We start from the raw sequence: 20,807 nt of genomic DNA, 5'->3' as shown, positions 1-20,807 counted from the left end.
GAACTCAGTCTAAGAACACCACGTTCTGAGGCATTACTGAAACGGCTGACAATGTGTCGGCCCTCATGTTGTTGCCGCTGCCGCTTCGCTTTCGCGCAGATAAAACCCTGTTGACGCTGCCGCTTCGCTTTCGCGTAGATAAAACCCTGTTGCTGCTACGTTAACATTGCGCTTTCGCACAAAAAACATCTGCAGGCCTATGCTAAAGCATATTCCGAACGAAATTATGCCAAGGCATAATTTATAAAATAAACAATAAAAATGCGTATTATGGTACTAGATTACTAGAAATGGCGAAGAGAATTATGCGCTGAAAGGGGCTTTTGACATTGGAAGTTTTACGACAGCTTGTGATGCAAGACAAACATATCGCATCATTTTTACAGGAGATTCAGAGCGGTCACTCTGCAACACAGCTTATTACAGGATTAACTGGAAGCGCGCGCCCGATAATGGTCGATGCGTTATTTGAATATGTACAAAAACCTATTTATATTATATCTCCTAATCTATTGCAGGCTCAGAAAATGGCTGACGAGCTGGCGGGACTTTTAGGTGAGGAGCATGTTCATTATTATCCTGCCGATGAGTTTATTGCTGCAGATTTGTCTGTTGCCTCCCCAGAGCTACGTGCTGAGCGTATCGCAACACTCGATCGTCTTGCTAGAGGTGAAAAAGCTGTTTATGTGATACCAGTTGCGGGCTTACGTAAAATGATGCAGCCTAAAGAGCATTGGCTACAGTATTTTTTACAAATAGCAGTAGGTGAGGATATTCAGATTGATGAGTGGCTCCAAACATTAGTAGAGATGGGGTACGTACGTAATTCGATGGTGACAACACCTGGAGAGTTTGCGCTACGTGGTGGCATATTAGATATTTATCCACCATATTTAGAGTCACCGATTCGTATAGAATTATTTGATACGGAAGTGGACTCGATTCGAACATTTTCTGCCGATGATCAGCGTTCCATTGATAAATTGCAGAAGATTCGTATCCTCCCTGCGTCAGAAGTTATTTTGACAAAGGAAGAAAGAGTGGCATTGGCAGGTCGTTTAGAAACGGCATTAGCAACAAGCTTAAAGAAAGTTAAAAAGCAGGAGACGAAAGAGTTACTGTATCAGCATATTCAATATGATATTGAATTGTTGCAGCAAGGGAATTTACCGGACTACGTAAATAAATATGGTTCGTTATTGTATGAGAAAACAGCCTATTTAGGAGATTATTTTGCACATGATGGCATTGTGCTGTTTGATGAGCTCGGGCGTATCCAGGAGGTTATGGATGCCTGGGAGCGCGAAGAGGATGAGTGGTTTTTATCACTAATTGAAGAAGGGAAAATGGTGCACGATGTAAAGCCAGCGTTCTCTTTAAAAGAAATTCTAGCAATGCTGTCTCAGCAAAAACTATATTTCTCATTATTTTCGCGAACTTTTGCAGGTGTATCCTTTAATAAGACGACGAACTTTTCTTGTAAACCAATGCAGCAATTTCATGGTCAAATGTCATTATTACAAAGTGAGATTGAACGCTGGCTGCTTGGTAAATTTACAGTATTAATTGTTGCGAGAGATAAAGAACGTGTTAAACGTGTGCAGCAAATGCTTGAGGAATATGATATTCATACGACAATTGGTAATCCGACAGAAGCGGGTATTTATATTGTAGATGGCTCACTATCTAGTGGCTTTGAATTACCATTACAACGCTTGGTAATTGTTACAGAGGATGAGCTGTTTAAACAACAGGCGAAGAAAAAAGCACGTCCTCAAAAAATGACGAACGCGGAACGTATCAAAAGCTATACAGAAATTAAACCTGGCGACTATGTTGTACATGTACATCACGGTATTGGGAAATATATTGGTTTAGAAACACTAGAGGTAAATGGTACACATAAAGATTATCTACACATTCGATACCGCGCAGATGATAAGTTGTATGTTCCAGTAGAGCAAATAGATTTAATCCAAAAATATGTAGCATCTGAAGACCGTGAACCGAAGCTACATAAATTAGGTGGAGCAGAGTGGAAAAAAGCCAAAGCAAAGGTATCCTCTGCTGTCCAAGATATTGCTGATGATTTAATTAAGCTGTATGCGAGACGTGAAGCTGAGAAGGGTCATGCATTTGCGATTGACAACGACGATCAACGCAATTTTGAAGCTTCATTCCCTTATGAAGAAACAGAGGATCAGCTACGTTCAATTATCGAAGTAAAACGCGATATGGAGCGTGAGCGTCCTATGGATCGTCTTGTGTGTGGGGACGTAGGGTATGGTAAAACAGAGGTAGCGATTCGTGCCGCATTTAAAGCAATTCAGGATGGTAAGCAGGTAGCTTTCCTTGTACCGACAACGATTTTAGCGCAGCAGCATTACGAAACGATTCGTGAGAGATTCCAAGACTTTGCTATGAATGTAGGTCTCTTGTCTCGTTTCCGTTCGAAAAAAGAGCAAACAGCGACGTTAAAGGGCTTAAAAGAAGGGCAAGTTGATATTGTCGTTGGAACGCATCGAATTTTATCTAAAGATTTATTATTCCAAGACCTTGGACTACTGATTGTTGATGAGGAGCAACGTTTTGGTGTAACGCATAAGGAAAAAATTAAACAACTTAAGACGAATGTCGATGTATTAACGCTAACGGCAACTCCGATTCCAAGAACACTTCATATGTCGATGGTAGGTGTTCGTGATTTATCAGTAATTGAAACGCCACCAGCAAACCGTTTCCCTGTACAAACCTATGTAATGGAGCATAGTGGTGCATTAGTGCGGGAAGCTATTGAGAGAGAAATGGCGCGTGGTGGGCAAGTATTCTACTTATACAACCGTGTAGAGGATATGGCTCGTAAGGTCGATGAAATTCAAACGCTTGTCCCCGAAGCGCGTATTGGGCATGCACATGGCAAAATGACGGAGTCAGAATTAGAATCTGTCATATTAGCATTTTTAGAAGGTGCCTATGACGTGCTTGTAACAACAACCATTATTGAGACCGGCGTAGATATACCGAACGTTAATACATTGATTGTTCACGATGCTGATCGAATGGGCTTAGCACAGCTTTATCAATTGCGTGGGCGTGTTGGGCGTTCTAATAGGGTAGCATATGCTTACTTTATGTATCAACGCGATAAAGTTCTTACAGATGTAGCTGAGCAACGATTACAGGCGATTAAAGAATTTACAGAGTTAGGTTCAGGATTCAAAATTGCTATGCGTGACTTATCTATTCGAGGTGCTGGTAACCTGCTTGGAGCGCAGCAGCATGGCTTTATTGATTCTGTTGGTTTTGACTTGTATTCACAAATGCTGGAAGAGGCGATTGCTGAGCGCCAAACAGGTGTGAAAAAAGAAGAGAAGCCTGACATTGAAATTTTATTGAGCATTGATGCGTATATTCCAGATGTATACATTCCTGACGGCTATCAAAAAATACAAATGTATAAACGTATTAAAGCAATGGATCAAGTGGAGGAATATGGCGAAATCACGGAGGAATTAGAGGATCGCTTCGGAGATCTTCCAATTGAAACAGAGCGCTTACTGCGAATTGCGCGTATGAAGGTATGGGGCTTAGGTGCGGGTGTATTGTCAGTAAAAGAAAAGCAAAAAATTATCACAATATTGTTGTCTGAAGAGGGGACAGTACAAGTTGATGGCAGTAAAGTAGTTGAAGAATCCATGAAATTTGAACGAGCTGTCGGTTTTGGTATGGATGGTATGCAATTGAAATTAACGATTGATGAACGAAAATGTGGGAAATATCAACCCTTTGATATTTTAGAAGAAATGATGCATATTATTGCTAACGCAAAAAAACAACAATAGATGAAAAGCTGATCTTATCTCTCTAGGATAATGGTCAGCTTTTTATTATAGAAAAAACAAAACCGTCAAGGAGATCTTAGTGAATGTTGACGCTGTTGCAGACGTAACGTTAGCGCTGCGCTTACGCACAAAAACCCTTGTTGCAGACGCAACGTTAGCACTACGCGTACACACAAAAAACAGCTGATGCTGCTCCTTGCTTTCGTACAGATACATTGCTGAAGTTTTGTTTTGCCATTATTAACTTTGCGTGACGTGCCAAAAGATGCATGCCAATTGAAAATTTGAATGGACTGTAGATGGAGTGGCTTCTTGGATATCGATTTCGCAAATAAGACCGTGGAGCTAGCCAATAGGAGGGAGGAGGTTAAAAGAATTAAATCCTGTGAAAATGTCTTTATCATAAGAATCCTTTTGGCTCATTGACGCAATAACAAAAGTTGAATTATTATTATTTCTTGTTAAAAATTTTTTATAAATTATTTATAAAAATTTGTTTTTGTGGTTAATCTAAGATAAGTTGATTGAAGTTAAAAATTCTACATGCTAAATGTATTTGAAGTACAATTGTTTAGGTTTTAAGGCCTTTTTGAAAAATATTGTTGGGTGTGAAATCCTATTTCTTCAGTTTTTGCATAGATTGCTTCATAAAAAACCATACTAAAGTTGAAAAAAATTTTCATTGTAGCGAAAGCGAGGATTAAGAATGAAGGCAACAGGAATTGTTCGTCGTATTGATGATTTAGGGCGTGTGGTTATTCCAAAAGAAATTCGTAGGACGCTACGTATTCGCGAGGGTGACCCACTAGAAATTTATACAGACCGTGAAGGTGAAGTCATTTTAAAGAAATATTCTCCAATTAATGATTTAGGAGAATTTGCAAGGGAATATGTAGAAACGTTATATGAAACGTTAGGTACTCCAGCATTTGTAACCGACCGTGATGAAGTAATTGCTGTCGCAGGAATCGGTAAGAAAGAGTATATTAATCGTCGTATTACATCCTTTGCGGAAAGTTTTATGGAAGAGCGTTCAACAAAAATAGAAAAAATGGAAACAACTATCGAGATTGTTCCTGGACAATATGAGCAAGTGAAGTCTTATTGTGCAACACCTATTATGGTAAATGGTGATCCAATCGGTTGTATTATCGTTTTATCTAAGGTACATTTTGTCGGTGAGGTTGAAGTGAAAGTTGCAGAAACAGCTGCTAACTTCTTAGCTAAACAAATGAATAGTTGATGAGAATTGAAAGTTATTGCGCGGACCTTTTTAGGCTGAACAATAACTTTTTTTTCGTACATAGTTTTATGGTAACCCTATCGAGCGCGTCAAACTTTTGAGATATGCTATACTATTGGCATTGTTAAAGAAGGAAAGAGGGCAATTTATGTCGGAACGTTTTGGCATGAAAAGCTACATGAAGGGCGCGGCCTTACTTACAATTGCTGCCCTTATTGTGAAGGTTCTTAGTGCAATTTATCGTGTGCCTTTTCAAAACCTTGTTGGTGATGAAGGATTTTATATTTATCAGCAAGTGTATCCAGTTATATCTATTTTTGTCGTATGGACATCTAGTGGATTTGCAGTAGCTATTTCTAAAATGCTTGCAGATAATGATTGTGTTTTAGACCCGCTAGAGCGAAATCAGAAACGAAGCGGTATTATGCGTATTGTTTTTCGTTATTTAACAGTACTATCGTTGTTGTTTTTTTGTGTTTTATTTGGTGGAGCTGAAATAATTGCACGGCTCATGGGCGATACTCAGCTTGCTCCTTTAATACGGACGGGTTCATTTATAACACTTGTTATGCCAGCACTTGCTATTTTAAAGGGTGGCTTCCAATCAAGAGGTATTATGGAGCCAGTTGCTTATGCACAAGTCCTTGAACAAGCTGTGAGGGTATCCGTCATTTTAGCAGGTACATTTATCATTATGAAGACGACAGAATCACTATATAGTGCTGGACAAATGGCTATAATAGGTACAGTTATTGGAGAAATTGTAGGCTTTATATTACTTGCGTTTATCTTTAAAAAACGTTTTGGTCTATTTAATGATAAGAAACAGCGGCGACGTATCGAAAGTATCCCCATTATTAAAGAGGTCACATTGCTAAGTTTAAGTGTAAGCATGAGTGGTCTATTGTTGCTTGGCTATCAGCTAGTTGATTCCTTTACAATTTATTCACTATTAGTAGAAAGTGGTATGGATCAGAAGGTAGCTAAGGCAACAAAAGGCGTTTATGATCGTGGGCAACCATTGGTGCAGCTCGGAGTTGTTATTGCTTCTTCACTTTCACTTGCTATTGTACCCCTTGTTGCACATATGTCCAAAAGACAGGGAGGCCGTAGTGCAATTCCGTTTATACAATTAACGTATAGAGCGTCTGTATTATTTGGGTGGGCAGCATCTTTAGGTTTAATACTTGTTATGCCTTATATAAACGCAATGCTCTTTAAAACAGATGCGCTGTCGGAAGTACTCATGGTATATGTGTTACAAATTGTGCCTTTGTCGATTATTTTGACATTTACAGCTATTCTGCAAGGGTATGGTAAATTAAAAAAGCCGGCTTTATTTTTGATTGTAGGCTTTATGTTAAAAATAATATTGAATGTGCTGACAATTAGTTTGTTTGGTGTATTAGGTGCGGCAATTGCTAACAATGTGGGTCTGTTGTTTACTGCTCTCATGCTTGTTTTCTATTTAAAGAAAATAACTGCCATTCAATTAGCGCCAGCCAATTTTTACAAGAAAGTTGGAATAGCATCACTCAGCATGGCAGCTGTAGTACTAGTTTGGTTGCAGTTTATACCATCGTTGTTAAATCAATTCTTATCACCTCGATTTGTCGCAGTGGTAGCAGGTTTAACAGCCGTGAGTTTAGGTGCATTTGTAATGATGACAATAATTGCTAAGTTACGAGTGCTAGCCGAAAAAGAGTGGTACTTACTACCGTTTGGGCGCAAGATGGCAGTTTATCAATTATGGTTAAATCGGAAGAAGTAGGTGGAATTATTGAATACTTTAACAGTTATTGGTCTAGGTGCGGGTGATTTAAATCAGCTGCAAATGGGTGTCTATAAAAAATTAAAAGCTGCTAGAAAATTATATGTTCGTACAGTTGATCATCCGGTATTAGAAGAATTATCAGCTGAGGGCTTACAATTTGAAAGCTTTGACACAATCTATGAAAAACATAATTCGTTCCAGCCCGTGTATGAAGAAATTGCTGAAAAACTTGTGGCTGCTGCAGCGATTGAAGATGTAATGTACGCTGTACCAGGACATCCACTAGTTGCGGAGCAAACTGTACAATTGCTTATTGCTGCCGCGGATGCAGGAAAAGTAAACTTAGTCATTGAAGGTGGGCAAAGCTTCTTAGATCCAATATTTGGCGCGTTAAAAATCGACCCGATTGAGGGTTTTCAACTGCTGGATGGCACTAGCTTTTCTATGCATGATATTAACATGCGTCAACATATTTTAATAGCTCAAGTGTATGATACATTCAGTGCATCGGAAGTAAAGCTAACGTTAATGGAGAAATACGATGACGAATATCCTGTTACAGTCGTTACAGCAGCGGGCTCGTCACAGGAAAAATTAGTGACAGTACCACTTTATGAGCTCGACCAAAGCGTTGAGGTGGACAATTTAACAACGGTATATGTGCCGCCTGTGAAATCACAAGAGGACGCTTTACGAGACTGGACAACTTTCCGTCAAATTATTGCTGTTTTACGAGGTCCGAATGGCTGTCCGTGGGATCAAAAGCAAACACATGAATCACTGAAAAAATATTTACTAGAAGAAGCACACGAATATTTGGCAGCGGTAGATGCAGAGGATGACTTTGCGATGATCGAGGAGCTTGGAGATGTACTATTACAAGTATTCCTTCATGCACAAATCGGAGAAGATCAAGGTTACTTTACATTGGAAGATGTATTATCTTCAATAAGTGAAAAAATGATTCGTCGACACCCGCATGTGTTTGGAGATGTATTGGTGGAAGATGCAGAAGGTGTTGTAGCAAATTGGGAAGTTATAAAAGCGGAAGAAAAGGGTATAAGTGATAAGCCGCTATTAAAAGAGGAATACCGGGCGTCCTCTGCTCTACAAACAGCATATAATTATCAAAAAAGAGCTGCGAAGGTAGGATTTGATTGGCCTGATGTAGAGGGCGCATGGGATAAGTTTGCGGAGGAATGGCAGGAATTTCGTAATGAGGTGACGAAAGGTACTAATGCGTCACGTCTTGATGAATTTGGAGATGTCTTGTTCACGCTTGTGAATTTAGCGCGTTTCTACAAGCTATCTCCAGAAGAGGCTATGTTACATGCGAATGAGAAGTTTGCGAGCCGCTTTGGTTATGTGGAAGCAAAGGTAAAGGAAAGCGGAAAACCATTTTCTGATTATACATTAGAACAATTAGATGCTTTCTGGAATGAAGCGAAGCAGCTAGAAAAGGAGTAAAAATATGCGATTAGATAAATTTTTAAAAGTATCACGTTTAATTAAACGTCGTACATTAGCGAAGGAAGTAGCAGACCAAGGTCGTATTACGATCAATGGTAAGGTCGCGAAAGCTAGTAGTGCTGTTAAAGTTGGCGATGAGCTAGCTATTCGTTTTGGACAAAAAATTGTGACAGCGCGTGTAGAGGAATTACGTGATACTGTGAAAAAAGAAGATGCCGCAAAAATGTTTACTATTTTGAAGGAAGAGCGCCTTGAAAAAATTGAACCTGAATTTATTGATGATGATGACTAATTAATAATAGTGTAGGAGTCTTCTGAAGTTGTCCATGGCTTTTTCCGTAAATGGGGGATAAAAGTGTAACAACTTTAATAAAGTTGTCATGCTTTTAAGGTTGTCCGCATAAAGTGAACAGAAGCTAGGACGACTAAAGGAGGAAGAAAATGACGCTACATCAAGAAAGTAACCGTTACACAATTCCATCTGGAGAGCATATTTTAACGATTCGTAATCGTAAAAGAATGGACATGACTTCTGTAAAATCAATTGAACGCTTTGATCAGGAAGAGTTTTTCATCAAGACGTCCCAAGGGCATTTGTTAATCCGTGGAGAAGAACTGCATATCGTTCATTTAGATGTTGACAAAGGGTTATTGACACTTGAAGGAACTGTAAAAACCTTACAGTATGACGAGGAGGAAAGTGGCTTCTCGAAAGGTTTCCTTCATAAGTTATTTGGATGATTGTTAGTGAACAATTTGTTCAACTATTAGTCATGGTTTTGAGCGGTATAGCAGTCGGATTCATTATTGATAGTGTAAGGCTCATTGTTTTTTCAACTCCAAAAAGGTCAAGCCTTCGAAGATGGATGATGGTATTTGAACTACTTACCTGGATTCTGCTTGGGGGTATGACATACTATTTATTATTTTGGCTAAAAGATGGCGCTTGGCGGGCTTATGACCCGCTAGCGCAAATAGCCGGAATTTTTTTGTATCAAACATTTTTTCAGACTTTTTTACGTTTCATCGCAAGGGTTTTAGTGAATATAACATGGAGACCTTTGTGGTTCATCATACGATTAATATTTGCTACCATTCGACAAATTTTTAATATATTAATAAGTATTGGAGCATTTGTTTTAAGACCTTTTGTCAAAATTTATTCGTATTTGTCCAACACTTTTTTAAAAAAATTTCGATTTATAAAGTATAATAAAAGACAACAATAACTTTCGGAGGTGCGGGCATGACTAAACGTCGTTCATCAAATGATCGCAAACAAAACTATACTAAACTTGATAATGACTATGTCCGTAACACGGATAAAGCTATAAATCGTAAAATTGAAGCGCGAAAACGGAAAATGCGCCGTATTGCCTTTTTTGCGATTGTACCAGTCGTTATTATTGCCGTTCTCTTAAATATACTTTTGAATCAAAATGAAACGCTAGCTGCAAAAGAGCAGGAAAAGGTTGAAGCGAAGGAGCATCTTTCTGATTTGAAAGAAGAGCGAGAATCATTAAATCTTAGAATTAAACAGTTAGAGAATGATGAGTATATCGCAAAGTTACTACGCAAAGAGTATTTCCTATCCAAAGAAGGCGAAAGAATTTTCATTATGCCGGATGAAAAAGATGAAAAAGATGAAAAAGATGAAAAAGAAAAAAAGGGCGATATACCAGATAAAAAGGACGCCGTATCAGAAAAGAAAGGTAAAAAAGACGACTGAAAAGCTATGTATTGTTGACACTCTTTTTTTGTTATATATAATGAAGAGAGAAACTTATTGTAGTAAAAAGTTTGATAAATTGATTACATGACTCAAAAGAGTCGCTTAATTTTTAAGGAGGAGCATTTTTTTTATGTCAATTGAAGTAGGCAGCAAGGTACAAGGTAAAGTAACAGGAATCACAAATTTTGGAGCATTCGTTGAGCTGCCAGATGGCAAAACAGGCTTAGTACACATCAGTGAAGTTGCTGACAATTATGTAAAAGATATCAATGAGCATCTAAAAGTTGGAGATGAAGTTGAAGTAAAAGTGATGAATGTTGAAGCGGACGGAAAGATCGGTCTTTCAATCCGTAAAGCAAAGCCTCAAGCAGAGAGACCAGAGCGTCCAGAGCGTCCAGCACGTCCACGTCGCGATAATCGTTCTAATGATCGTAACGATCGCCATCAACCAAAAGAGAATTTTGAACAAAAGATGGCACGTTTCTTAAAAGATAGTGATGAACGTCTAGCAACACTAAAACGTGCTACAGAGTCAAAACGCGGTGGTCGCGGAGCTAGAAGAGGGTAGTTTGCTGACTGTTTTAATCGTAGAAAAAGTGTATAAATAGAGTTGGGATTAGCTTGTATTAAGCTAATCCCTTTTTTAATAATCTTTCCATCGCATCTAGCTATAAGTCATAATAACTTTTCTAGTAGGATCTACGTGTCGTCCTACAACGTGGATGTTGGTCTGTTCTTCTTTTTAGGAGCTGGTACGGATGATTGTTCAGTGAGTGTTTCTGAAGTCTTTTCGGCTGGATTAACAACCATTTTGACGAGTAAAAACACACCGTATACACTAACCGCTAATCCGGTTAGGAGTAAAAATATTTGTACAGCAAATGGTAAATTTAGAAGAATGGATACGAGAATAATCATAGAGCCGCTTCCGCAAATTAAAGCAGCTTTAGTTAATGAACTCAAAGGAAATAAACCTCCTAGTTAACACGTTCTTTTCATTATTAGTATGCCATATTTTTCAGAGTATCACCATAATGTGGGGCTGATTCTGTTTCTACTGGGCGCTTTCCAATGAGCGGCAGCAACAGATGTTTATGTGCGAAAGCAAAGTGCTAACGTAGCGACAGCAACAACGGGGTTTTGTCTGTGCGAAAGCGAAGCGACAGCAACAACGGGGTTTTGTCTGTGCGAAAGCGAAGCGACAGCAACAACAACAACAACGGAGAGTTGGCCGAGAAGCCGTCATTATAGGACAGGATGTTTTTTAGCCTTCGTTCCTCTACTTGTTGCTCCTGCGTCTCATACAGTGAAAAAATAAGTAATGTGATATTGCTAATATGTTACTTTGTAGTTTAAAAGGCTGTTGCACTGTTAAGTTACAAAAAAACAGGCGTCTCAGAAATAATTCTGAGACGCCTGTTTGAGATGACCCCTACGGGATTCGAACCCGTGTTACCGCCGTGAAAGGGCGGTGTCTTAACCACTTGACCAAGGGGCCTACTATGGTGGCGGCCGAGGGGATCGAACCCCCGACCTTACGGGTATGAACCGTACGCTCTAGCCAGCTGAGCTAGGCCGCCAATAAGATTATGGAGCGGAAGACGAGGTTCGAACTCGCGACCCCCACCTTGGCAAGGTGGTGTTCTACCACTGAACTACTTCCGCGTTTTGTTTTAACAACAAGTTATATAATACAAGCCTTTGTTACTAACGTCAAGTAGTTTTTTAAAAAAAATTAATAAAAATATATGGTTTTATTCATTAATTAAAGATTTGCTAATAAAAAGAGGGAGTATTATCTTTTGATGGCTCATCAACATAACGTCTGGTTGATTTCCGTCCTCACTTGGCGCTCTCCTGGGGGCGTCGGAGCAACAAATGTTTTCTGTGCGAAAGCGAAGCGGCAGCAACAAATGTTTTCTGTGCGAAAGCGAAGCGGCAAGATGTTGGTCACGGAGGTGTTAGCACAGGACAGGATGCTTTTAGCCTTCGTCCCCATATGCACTGCAAGGTCTCATCTGTGACGCTAATTCCCAAGGAGTCTCCTAGTCTCCACTCAATTTTATAATAAATGACATCCGCAACTTTTGGTGATGAGCTCTTTTTATGGGAAATTTATCAAACCTTTTGTTCTTAAGTAGAAAAGTATCATCGACACTGTTGACTAGAGTAATTATGACGAATAAAGGAACATCAATCGATGAAAAAGAATGGATGAAGGGGCATTAGACCTCTCGGGGTATAGATTTTGTAAAGTATCTTATATAACGACAGCAGAACAAAATTAATTAAATTTTCCGTCATTTAAGACCTGCCCCATACGAAGAAATGTTTCTAATCTTGTACAGCTTAATAGTTTATGTAGAAATTGTTGCCATTTCTCGTATTTATGCATATGTATTCGTCGAAATGTTTATATTTTTTTCTGCCACCGTCAGACAATCTTTCCATACATAATTTTTTATAATAACTCCAAAGTGCGGAAAGGGGATAGTGAAATGACGAGTATTGAATGGTATAACACGGCAAATGTAGACGAACAAAAATCAGGAGTAAAAAAAAGGCAATTGTTAATAGGCTCTTTATTTTTTTTAACATCCTTCTTTTTAGCTCAGTCCGTTGTATTTGAAGCAGCCGTGCCTTTCTCGGTTCCTTTTTGGGCAATTATTCGAACGAAGTATAAGGAATACGCCAAATATGTTTTGTTTGGTGGTCTGATAGGATGTTTTTTCCTTGGTCTTGGACAAGTCTTCATTTTAGCATTACAAATCGTCATGTATGAATGTATCATGCGCTTCCGCTATTGGCAGCTACCACAAAGTATAGCAGTCTCCTTATCGGTACTATTTGTGCAAATAATGTGGCAGGGAGTTATGTATCAAGGTTTACCACCGGTGCTTGTGCAATTTTATGTAGGTTGTGAAGCGGCTTTAGCTCTTATTATGACGCTGTTTATACAAGTGTTGTTTGTCAATTCTCATGAGTGGTTTACGACTCATTGGACTTATGAGAAGCTAGGCTCTGGATTAGTTGTATTCGCTGCTATGCTTACAGGGATGCAAGCAGTTGTCATTAGCTATTTTTCACTGCCCGTTTTTTTATTACAACTATTCATTTGCTTCGGTGCGTTAGTAGGAAGTGTACCATTAGCGACGGTTATCGGAGCCGTGCTCGGAACTCTTATTGGTGTTGCAAAACTTTCATTTACGGGTATGCTGTCTGTAGCCACCTTAACGGGATTGTGTGCAGGGATGGGTGCTCGCGTTGGAAGATTTGGTGTAGCAATTGGTAGTATTTTGCCAAGTGTGTTTTTTTTATTTTACGATGCAACATTGCCGTTAGATAGCGTTCATTTTACATCGATTGCTGTTGGGAGTATTATTTTTCTAACCATCCCAAAAAAATATTCTGATAAGGTTCGGGACAAGCTGTTTCCGCAGCGCGAAGAGGTCTTACTTGCCCGTCAAAATTGGTTAACAGAGCATGTTGCGTTTAAATTAGAGCATTTTCAGCATTTTGTACAATTTATGAAGGAGCTTGTGTTTGAGCGCTTTATGACAGCCCCAATAGAAGAGGCGAAGGAAGTGTCACCGATGAATACATGCTTAAGCTGTTTCCGCTATGATCGCTGTTGGGGAGCGCAAAATAACGGAATGGACAAGCTTATGACAGACTGGTTCCATATGAAGGGCGTTGGGAAGGATTCTTCTCTGCATCGTGTCGAAGAACAAATACGCTATAAATGCGTAAAATCAACGAAAATTTTCGAAGAATTGGAAACAGAGCTGTACAGAGAACGCATTAATGGACAGTATTTTCATGGTAAGAAAATGATTGCGCTTCAGCTACGTGATATGAGTAATCATCTAAATCAGTTAATAGCGGAGATGAAAGAAGAGACTATTTCATTCGTTAGTGTGGAAAAAGACATTACCCAACGATTAAAGGATGCACATATTGAATGTTTTCAACTAGATGTGCTAAGTAATAAGCCGGGAGCGCGAAAAATTGTCTGCGCTTTAGCACCAGCACGAGTCAATTGGGAGGAAGACACAACATTAGCTGAACGGATGATATTGCCAATTTTATATGACATTTTTGAAGAACCATTTGAAATTGAAAAAGTAGTAGCAAGTGATATACCATTTCGTCATATTCAGGTAAGCTTTAGATCAGCTATTAGCTTTGAAGTAGAGTATGATATATATAGCATGTCTAAAGATGCGACGTTATATTCCGGTGATTCCCATGCATTATTTCAATTACATCCAGGACTATTTGCAATTTTATTGTCAGATGGTATGGGTCAGAGTAAAGAAGCACAGCATGAGAGTAGAAAGTTAATACATTTAATGCGAGAATGTTTAAATTACAATATGAATCCAGAGACGGCGATGCATACGTTGCATTATGTCATGTCCTTAAAGCAACAAGATGATATGTATGCAACGCTTGATTTTGCACTTGTCGATTTACAACACGGTGATTTATGGTCGTGGAAGGCTGGGGGAATGTCTACGTACATTTTACGTGGGAAAGAGGTGCTGAAGGTTGAAAGTAATGCAGCGCCAGTAGGTTTTTTATCCATTTCAGCAGTAGAGGCGGAAAAAAGAAAGCTTAAGGCGGGCGATGTAATTTTGATGCACTCTGATGGATTATTTTCAAGTGTTGATGATTGGGACGAGCAGGAAGAGACATTTTTAGCGTATGCCCAGCAGGTAGCAAGCACTACTAAAACCATCCAGGAAAAACTAACGACGATTATGCAATCTTTTCAATCTTACTATGCCATTGAAGACGATTGCACTGTATTAATGTTAGAGGTTACACATGTTGTGCCTACATGGGCTGTGTTTAGACCGGTTCAACACTCTATGAGCAATTCATCATAATAGAGAACGAAAAGGGGAGGAGAAGCGTTTGTCACTTGAATTAAAGATCAAAAAATTTATCGAAAAAGAGCAATTATTACAGCAAGACGACCATCTTCTCATCGCCGTTTCGGGTGGAGTGGATTCAATGGCTTTGCTCCATTATTTTGTCAAAACAAAAGAGCGGTGGGGAATTACGGTAGAAGCCGTGCATGTTGATCATATGCTAAGGGGTGAAGCATCTGCTGAGGACAGAGCTTTTGTCCAAAAATATTGTGATGAGTATGGTGTATACTTATATGCAAAGGCTATTCCTATACCAGAGATTATGGCTTTAGAAAATGGGAATACACAGCTTATTTGTCGTAGAGAACGGTATCAATATTTCAAAGAGGTCATGGAAAAAACAAATGCTAGCAAGCTTGTAACTGCACATCATGCGGACGACCAACTGGAGTCAGTATTAATGGCCCTGACAAAAAATGCAACGATAAATGGTATGCAAGGTATACGTTCACAGCGTGTTTTTGAAGGAAAAACATTAATTCGTCCGTTTTTAACGGTTACAAAGTCCGAAATAAGGGAATATTTACTTAAGCAAGGTTTAGATTATCGGGAAGACGCTAGCAATGCTAAGGACACTTATGTACGCAATCGTTTTAGACATCATGTGGTGCCTTTGTTGGAGGCGGAAAATCCACGAGTAACAGAGCAAGTAACCCACTTTACAAAACAATTGCAAGAAGACGATGCCTATTTAATGACATTAGCGGAGGATGTATTTTCTAGAATAGTAAAAAGAATAGACGGAAATACATATAGCATGGAAATTAAGGCTCTTCAATTGGTACCACTTGCTTTACAAAGGAGGCTCATTTTAATACTATTAAACTATCTTTACAAAGATTCAAGTACGATACAAAGTTATGCTTTATTGATTTCAATTACAAAGCTTTTTGATACGACAGCTGGGTATGCTGAAGTTCACTTGCCAGAAAATTTTATAGCAGTTCGCCGTTACGGTAAATTTACGATTCGGAAGAGAGGGCCATTAGAAGGTCAAGCTTCTCCTGAGAAAATAATTATTTCAACTGCTAATGAGTGGACAACGCTGACAAAGGGTGAACGTTTATGCGTAGTCGAGTTGCCTGATTTATCGTCTGAAATGCTGACGGATACTGCACAACTTTTTTATTTTAACGCTAGCAAACTCAAACTTCCACTCTATGTTAGGGCGCGTAAGGACGGGGATAGAATGCTGTTAAAAGGAATGGATCAGCCAAAACGCTTATCTCGCCTTTTTATTGATGAAAAGATTCCTTTAAATGAGCGGAATAGCTGGCCGTTACTGATTTCTCAATCTGAAGAGGTCGTAGCGGTAATTGGTGCGCGTATGGGAACGTTGTTTTCAACCTCTCCGCAACCAAACGATGATACAGTGCTCATCGTAGACTAAGGTCTTTGTAAAATTTCACCGCAAATGGTTGAACATTTTTTTATACACATGAGGAGGAATCGATATGTTACAAAATGACATCGAAAAAGTTATGATTACAGAAGAACAATTGCAAGAAAGAATCGCTGAATTAGGAGCACAATTGACAGCGGATTACAAAGATTCATTCCCGTTAGCTGTTGGTGTTTTAAAAGGAGCGATGCCTTTTATGACAGACTTAATGAAACGTTTCGATTCTTTCATTGAGCTAGATTTTATGGATGTTTCTAGCTATGGCAATGCTACAGTTTCATCTGGTGAAGTAAAGATTCTAAAGGATTTAAATACAAGCGTCGAGGGGCGTGACGTAGTAATCATCGAGGATATCATTGATAGTGGCTTAACGTTAAGCTATTTAGTAGACTTATTTAAATACCGTAAAGCAAAATCCATCAAAATCGTTACATTGTTAGATAAACCATCAGGTCGTAAAGTAAACTTAGCAGCTGATTATGTTGGTTTTGAAGTACCAGACGGTTTTGTTGTAGGATATGGTTTAGACTATGCGGAGAAATACCGTAATTTACCATACATCGGCATTTTAAAGCCAGAAGTTTATTCTTTCTAACAAGGAAGAAGTTAACGAAAGAACACCAGCTATGAAAAGTAAGGGCATCCAGCGAAACATAATTCAAAAATCTGGGTACACTGTTAGATACAACTACGCTGAAACATACTTGCATAAATATTTTCGATTTCGACAAAAATCGGATGAAACTTTTTTTATGTAGGGCTTTTCGTTGTATGATGAAATCATGATATGTTAAGATTTTACTTATAATTTTTCTGTTTGTAATGAGGAGGCTGGAGATGAATCGAATATTTCGATATACCATATTCTATTTACTGATTTTCTTAGTGATTATCGGTATATTTGGTACTTTCAATGGTGGAAAGGCACCGACGAAAGAGTTAACTTATCCTGAGTTTCAAGAAGCTCTAGATAAGAAAGAAATAACAAGTGCTACAATTCAACCTGATAAATCAGTATACATCGTTGAAGGTACATTGAAGGGGTATGAAAAAGGGGAAAGCTTTACTGCAAACATCCCTACCAATAACCAATCTTTAATGGAACGCATCGATGAGGCTGCTAAGGATAAGAATAGTAATATTAAATATTTAACAGCACCAGAAACAAGTGGATGGATTCAGTTCTTTACAGGAATTATTCCTTTCATCATTATCATTTTCTTATTCTTCTTCCTAATGAGTCAATCTCAAGGTGGCGGTAATAAAGTGATGAGCTTTGGTAAAAGTAAAGCTAAACTTTATGACGATCAGAAGAAAAAAGTTCGTTTTACAGATGTAGCGGGTGCTGATGAAGAGAAAGCTGAGCTTGTAGAGGTTGTTGATTTCTTAAAAGATCACCGCAAATTTACTGAAATAGGTGCTCGAATTCCAAAGGGTATCTTACTTGTAGGTCCTCCTGGTACAGGTAAAACATTACTTGCACGAGCAGTAGCAGGTGAGGCAGGCGTACCATTCTTCTCGATTTCAGGTTCTGACTTCGTAGAAATGTTTGTCGGTGTCGGTGCATCACGTGTGCGTGACTTATTCGAAAATGCAAAGAAAAATGCACCTTGTATCATCTTTATCGATGAGATTGATGCAGTAGGTCGTCAACGTGGCGCAGGTCTTGGTGGTGGCCATGACGAGCGTGAACAAACATTAAACCAATTGTTAGTTGAAATGGATGGTTTCGGAGCAAACGAAGGTATTATTATTATCGCTGCAACAAACCGCCCAGATATTTTAGATAAAGCGTTATTACGCCCTGGTCGATTTGACCGTCAAATTACAGTAGGACATCCTGATGTAAAAGGTCGTGAAGCAATTCTAAAAGTACATGCGCGTAACAAGCCTTTATCAGATACAGTGGATTTGGCAGCTGTTGCACAACGTACACCAGGTTTCTCAGGCGCTGACTTAGAGAACTTGTTAAATGAAGCTGCACTTGTAGCAGCTCGTAAAAGCAAACGTACAATCAATATGGCAGATATCGATGAGGCATCTGACCGAGTAATTGCTGGTCCAGCAAAAGCTAGCCGCGTTTACTCAGCGAAAGAGAAGAAACTTGTAGCCTTCCATGAAGCTGGGCACGTAGTTGTTGGTTTAGAGTTAGATGAAGCAGATACAGTACACAAAGTAACAATCGTCCCTCGTGGCCAAGCTGGAGGTTACGCGATTATGTTACCGAAGGAAGAACGTTTCTTCACAACAAAACAAGAACTACTAGACCGTATTGCTGGACTTCTTGGTGGTCGTGTGGCAGAGGAGATCGTACTTGGTGAAGTATCTACTGGGGCACATAATGACTTCCAAAAGGTAACGAGTATTGCGCGTGCCATGGTCACTGAATATGGTATGAGTGAAAATCTTGGTGCAATGCAGTTTGGTTCAAGTCAGGGTGGGAATGTATTCCTTGGTCGTGACTTTAATTCAGATCAAAACTACTCTGATTCAATCGCTTATGAAATTGATAAGGAAATGCAAAAAATTATCGATTCACAATATGAGCGTACTAAACGAATCCTAACTGAAAAAAGTGGATTACTTGATTTAATTGCTAACACATTAATGAAAAAAGAAACATTGAATGCGCAAGAAATCGAGCATTTACGTGATCACGGTGTCTTACCGGAACCAGAGGTAGAACCGGTTGTTGAAAAAGCTCCTAATGCTGAAGGTCAGCCAATAGTAGATGTAGTTGGTGAACAGGCTGTTAAAAAAGAATTGCTTAGCAATGAGCCAGATCCAACAACAGCTGATTTACCTAAAGAAGGCCGAGAGTCGAATGATACACCAAAAGGTATCGATGAAAAGCGTGATTAATATGGGAAAGACTGTTTACGATTTTAGTAAGCAGTCTTTTTCTTTGCCTTTTTTCGGCATTAGGTATTACGATAACGTTATATAGGTTCTTTCATATGTTAGGACCAAAATAGATAGGAGTGTTGAAACATGGGAAGTGTAACATTGAATAATGGTTTAGAAATGCCGTTAATCGGCTATGGCGTTTTTCGAGTACCTGAAGGGGATGACTTGGCTGAGGCGGTAAAAACAGCTATTGCAAAAGGTTACCGTAGCATTGATACAGCCCAAGTATATCGCAATGAAGAAAGTGTTGGACGAGGGATTCGTGCAGCGATTGACGAGGGCTTAGTAACACGTGAAGAACTATTCGTAACATCAAAGGTTTGGAACGATGGACTTTCCTATGAAGAAACACTGGCAGCTTATGATAGTAGTTTAGAGAAATTAGGATTAGACTATCTAGATTTATATTTAGTTCACTGGCCAGGTATAGATACAAATTATGTTGATGTTTATAAAGCGCTTGAAAAAGTCTATCAGGATGGACGTGTACGCTCAATTGGTGTTAGTAATTTCCATGTTCATCATTTAGAAAATTTATTAAAGGAAACATCGGTTGTTCCTGTTATTAATCAAATTGAATTTCATCCGCACTTAACTCAAGAGGAAGTACGTGCATTTTGTAAGGAGAAAGGAGTACAGGTAGAAGCGTGGTCACCATTAATGAATGGTTCTTTATTGGAAGAATCATTGATTCAGCAGCTAGCTTCTAAATATGGCAAAACTCCTGCACAAATCGTGTTACGTTATGATGTGCAGCATGATGTAGTCACTATTCCAAAAACAATGACTCCTGCACGCATGACGGAAAATCTAACGGTCTTTGACTTTGCATTAACAGAAGAAGAAATGGCTCAGTTAGATGCACTAAACGACGGATTACGTTGCGGACCAGACCCAGAAAAATTTAATTTTAAATAATATGAAAGGAGCTACCAATATGGGGTAGCCCCTTTTTCATAGTATGGCTCTTCGGCAAAACGAGGGGGTGATTTCCGTTCCGACTGGGCGCTTTGTTGCTGACGCTTCGCTTTCGCACAGTTAAAACATTTGCCGCTGACGCTTCGCTTTCGCGCAGAGCAGAGCTTCCTGGGGGCGTCCGATGAGCCGCTTGGGCCAACACGATGTTGGTCACGAAGGCGTTATCACAGGACGTGATGGTTTTAGCCTTCGTTCCCCTAGCTGCTCGCTCCAGGGTCTCATCTGTGACGCTAATCCCCAAGGAGTCGCCCAGTCTCCACTACAATCAACCAAATCACATGACATACGTTTTAACAAAGTAAATCAACTGATTCACATAGCAAGTATCCTTAGACATGTAGTTTTATAGCAAAAGGGTTTCGTCTGTGCGACAGCAACAACAAATGAATAAATTTTATAAAAGTTCTATACTATTGCTGATTGGAGTGGAAGGCTACTCGACTCCCGTGGGAAAGCGAGACAGGCGAGACCCTGCACGGAGCGGAGGAAGCGGCTCGTCGCTCGCCCACAGGAAAGCGAGTA

Annotated in this window: 19 protein-coding genes and 3 tRNA genes; 17 read left to right on the top strand and 5 right to left on the bottom strand. The window is 39.3% G+C overall.

The window, feature by feature from the left end:
• Positions 1-329 precede the first annotated feature (329 nt).
• The 9 genes from mfd (at position 330) to ACFCYJ_RS19480 (ending at position 10,629) form a co-directional block, all read left to right on the top strand.
• The gene (gene mfd, locus ACFCYJ_RS19520) at positions 330-3,842 is read left to right on the top strand and encodes a transcription-repair coupling factor (protein WP_376076001.1); all 3,513 of its coding nucleotides are present in this window, start codon (positions 330-332) and stop codon (positions 3,840-3,842) included.
• Positions 3,843-4,548: 706 nt separating this feature from the next.
• On the top strand, positions 4,549-5,085 hold the full coding sequence (gene spoVT / locus ACFCYJ_RS19515; RefSeq protein ID WP_197142735.1) for a stage V sporulation protein T: 537 nt from the start codon (positions 4,549-4,551) through the stop codon (positions 5,083-5,085).
• Positions 5,086-5,233: 148 nt separating this feature from the next.
• Positions 5,234-6,856: a putative polysaccharide biosynthesis protein gene (locus ACFCYJ_RS19510; RefSeq protein ID WP_376075999.1), complete on the top strand. Its 1,623-nt coding sequence runs from the start codon at positions 5,234-5,236 to the stop codon at positions 6,854-6,856.
• Positions 6,857-6,865: 9 nt separating this feature from the next.
• Positions 6,866-8,326, top strand: coding sequence for a bifunctional methyltransferase/pyrophosphohydrolase YabN (yabN, locus tag ACFCYJ_RS19505; protein ID WP_376075998.1), 1,461 nt, complete (start codon positions 6,866-6,868; stop codon positions 8,324-8,326).
• Positions 8,327-8,330: 4 nt separating this feature from the next.
• Positions 8,331-8,621 carry an RNA-binding S4 domain-containing protein gene (locus tag ACFCYJ_RS19500; protein ID WP_376075996.1) on the top strand — a complete coding sequence of 97 codons (291 nt, stop codon included), beginning with the start codon at positions 8,331-8,333 and terminating at the stop codon, positions 8,619-8,621.
• A gap of 149 nt (positions 8,622-8,770) precedes the next feature.
• A complete protein-coding gene (yabP, locus tag ACFCYJ_RS19495) occupies positions 8,771-9,070 on the top strand; it encodes a sporulation protein YabP (protein WP_004229167.1) in 300 nt (99 codons plus the stop codon).
• A complete protein-coding gene (gene yabQ, locus ACFCYJ_RS19490) occupies positions 9,067-9,558 on the top strand; it encodes a spore cortex biosynthesis protein YabQ (RefSeq protein ID WP_376075994.1) in 492 nt (163 codons plus the stop codon). The genes yabP and yabQ overlap by 4 nt, the downstream gene beginning before the upstream one ends.
• Before the next feature lie 17 nt (positions 9,559-9,575).
• Positions 9,576-10,058 carry an FtsB family cell division protein gene (locus ACFCYJ_RS19485; protein ID WP_376075992.1) on the top strand — a complete coding sequence of 161 codons (483 nt, stop codon included), beginning with the start codon at positions 9,576-9,578 and terminating at the stop codon, positions 10,056-10,058.
• 133 nt (positions 10,059-10,191) lie between these two features.
• Complete coding sequence (locus tag ACFCYJ_RS19480) at positions 10,192-10,629, top strand: S1 domain-containing RNA-binding protein (protein ID WP_008180281.1); 438 nt, start codon at positions 10,192-10,194, stop codon at positions 10,627-10,629.
• 143 nt (positions 10,630-10,772) lie between these two features.
• Here ACFCYJ_RS19480 and ACFCYJ_RS19475 read toward each other — a convergent pair whose 3' ends face one another.
• A complete protein-coding gene (locus ACFCYJ_RS19475) occupies positions 10,773-11,024 on the bottom strand; it encodes a hypothetical protein (RefSeq protein ID WP_376075990.1) in 252 nt (83 codons plus the stop codon).
• Positions 11,025-11,157: 133 nt separating this feature from the next.
• On the opposite strand from ACFCYJ_RS19475, the gene ACFCYJ_RS19470 reads away from it, so the two are divergent.
• Positions 11,158-11,379 (top strand): hypothetical protein, encoded by a 222-nt coding sequence (locus tag ACFCYJ_RS19470; protein WP_376075989.1) that lies wholly within the window; start codon positions 11,158-11,160, stop codon positions 11,377-11,379.
• Positions 11,380-11,487: 108 nt separating this feature from the next.
• Here ACFCYJ_RS19470 and ACFCYJ_RS19465 read toward each other — a convergent pair.
• The 3 genes from ACFCYJ_RS19465 to ACFCYJ_RS19455 form a co-directional block, all read right to left on the bottom strand.
• Positions 11,488-11,559 (bottom strand) — tRNA-Glu (locus ACFCYJ_RS19465).
• A 5-nt stretch (positions 11,560-11,564) separates the two neighbouring features.
• A tRNA-Met gene (locus ACFCYJ_RS19460) sits at positions 11,565-11,641 on the bottom strand.
• Positions 11,642-11,651: 10 nt separating this feature from the next.
• Positions 11,652-11,726: transfer RNA gene (locus tag ACFCYJ_RS19455), tRNA-Gly, on the bottom strand.
• A 140-nt stretch (positions 11,727-11,866) separates the two neighbouring features.
• Between ACFCYJ_RS19455 and ACFCYJ_RS19450 the strand changes: the two genes are divergently transcribed.
• The 7 genes from ACFCYJ_RS19450 to ACFCYJ_RS19420 all read left to right on the top strand — a co-directional run bounded on the left by ACFCYJ_RS19450 (position 11,867) and on the right by ACFCYJ_RS19420 (position 20,225).
• The gene (locus ACFCYJ_RS19450) at positions 11,867-12,085 is read left to right on the top strand and encodes a hypothetical protein (protein WP_376075987.1); all 219 of its coding nucleotides are present in this window, start codon (positions 11,867-11,869) and stop codon (positions 12,083-12,085) included.
• 82 nt (positions 12,086-12,167) lie between these two features.
• The gene (locus ACFCYJ_RS19445; protein ID WP_376075985.1) at positions 12,168-12,290 is read left to right on the top strand and encodes a hypothetical protein; all 123 of its coding nucleotides are present in this window, start codon (positions 12,168-12,170) and stop codon (positions 12,288-12,290) included.
• Between the two features lie 269 nt (positions 12,291-12,559).
• Positions 12,560-14,953 (top strand): SpoIIE family protein phosphatase, encoded by a 2,394-nt coding sequence (locus ACFCYJ_RS19440; RefSeq protein WP_376075984.1) that lies wholly within the window; start codon positions 12,560-12,562, stop codon positions 14,951-14,953.
• Between the two features lie 28 nt (positions 14,954-14,981).
• Positions 14,982-16,388 (top strand): tRNA lysidine(34) synthetase TilS, encoded by a 1,407-nt coding sequence (gene tilS / locus ACFCYJ_RS19435; RefSeq protein WP_376075983.1) that lies wholly within the window; start codon positions 14,982-14,984, stop codon positions 16,386-16,388.
• Positions 16,389-16,452: 64 nt separating this feature from the next.
• On the top strand, positions 16,453-16,995 hold the full coding sequence (hpt, locus tag ACFCYJ_RS19430; protein WP_376075981.1) for a hypoxanthine phosphoribosyltransferase: 543 nt from the start codon (positions 16,453-16,455) through the stop codon (positions 16,993-16,995).
• A gap of 242 nt (positions 16,996-17,237) precedes the next feature.
• Positions 17,238-19,262 carry an ATP-dependent zinc metalloprotease FtsH gene (gene ftsH, locus ACFCYJ_RS19425; protein ID WP_376075980.1) on the top strand — a complete coding sequence of 675 codons (2,025 nt, stop codon included), beginning with the start codon at positions 17,238-17,240 and terminating at the stop codon, positions 19,260-19,262.
• 129 nt (positions 19,263-19,391) lie between these two features.
• Positions 19,392-20,225, top strand: a complete 834-nt coding sequence (locus tag ACFCYJ_RS19420) for an aldo/keto reductase (protein ID WP_376075978.1) — start codon at positions 19,392-19,394, stop codon at positions 20,223-20,225.
• On the opposite strand, the gene ACFCYJ_RS19415 is transcribed toward ACFCYJ_RS19420, so the two are convergent.
• The gene (locus ACFCYJ_RS19415; RefSeq protein WP_376075977.1) at positions 20,218-20,526 is read right to left on the bottom strand and encodes a hypothetical protein; all 309 of its coding nucleotides are present in this window, start codon (positions 20,524-20,526) and stop codon (positions 20,218-20,220) included. The two genes, ACFCYJ_RS19420 and ACFCYJ_RS19415, sit on opposite strands and share 8 nt — an antisense overlap.
• Between the last annotated feature and the right edge of the window lie 281 nt (positions 20,527-20,807).

This window comes from Lysinibacillus sp. NPDC056232 (assembly GCF_042267565.1).
Lineage (GTDB): Bacteria > Bacillota > Bacilli > Bacillales_A > Planococcaceae > Lysinibacillus.
The sequence above is the reverse complement of the archived record's forward strand: the minus strand, read 5'-3'. Positions and strand labels throughout refer to the sequence as shown.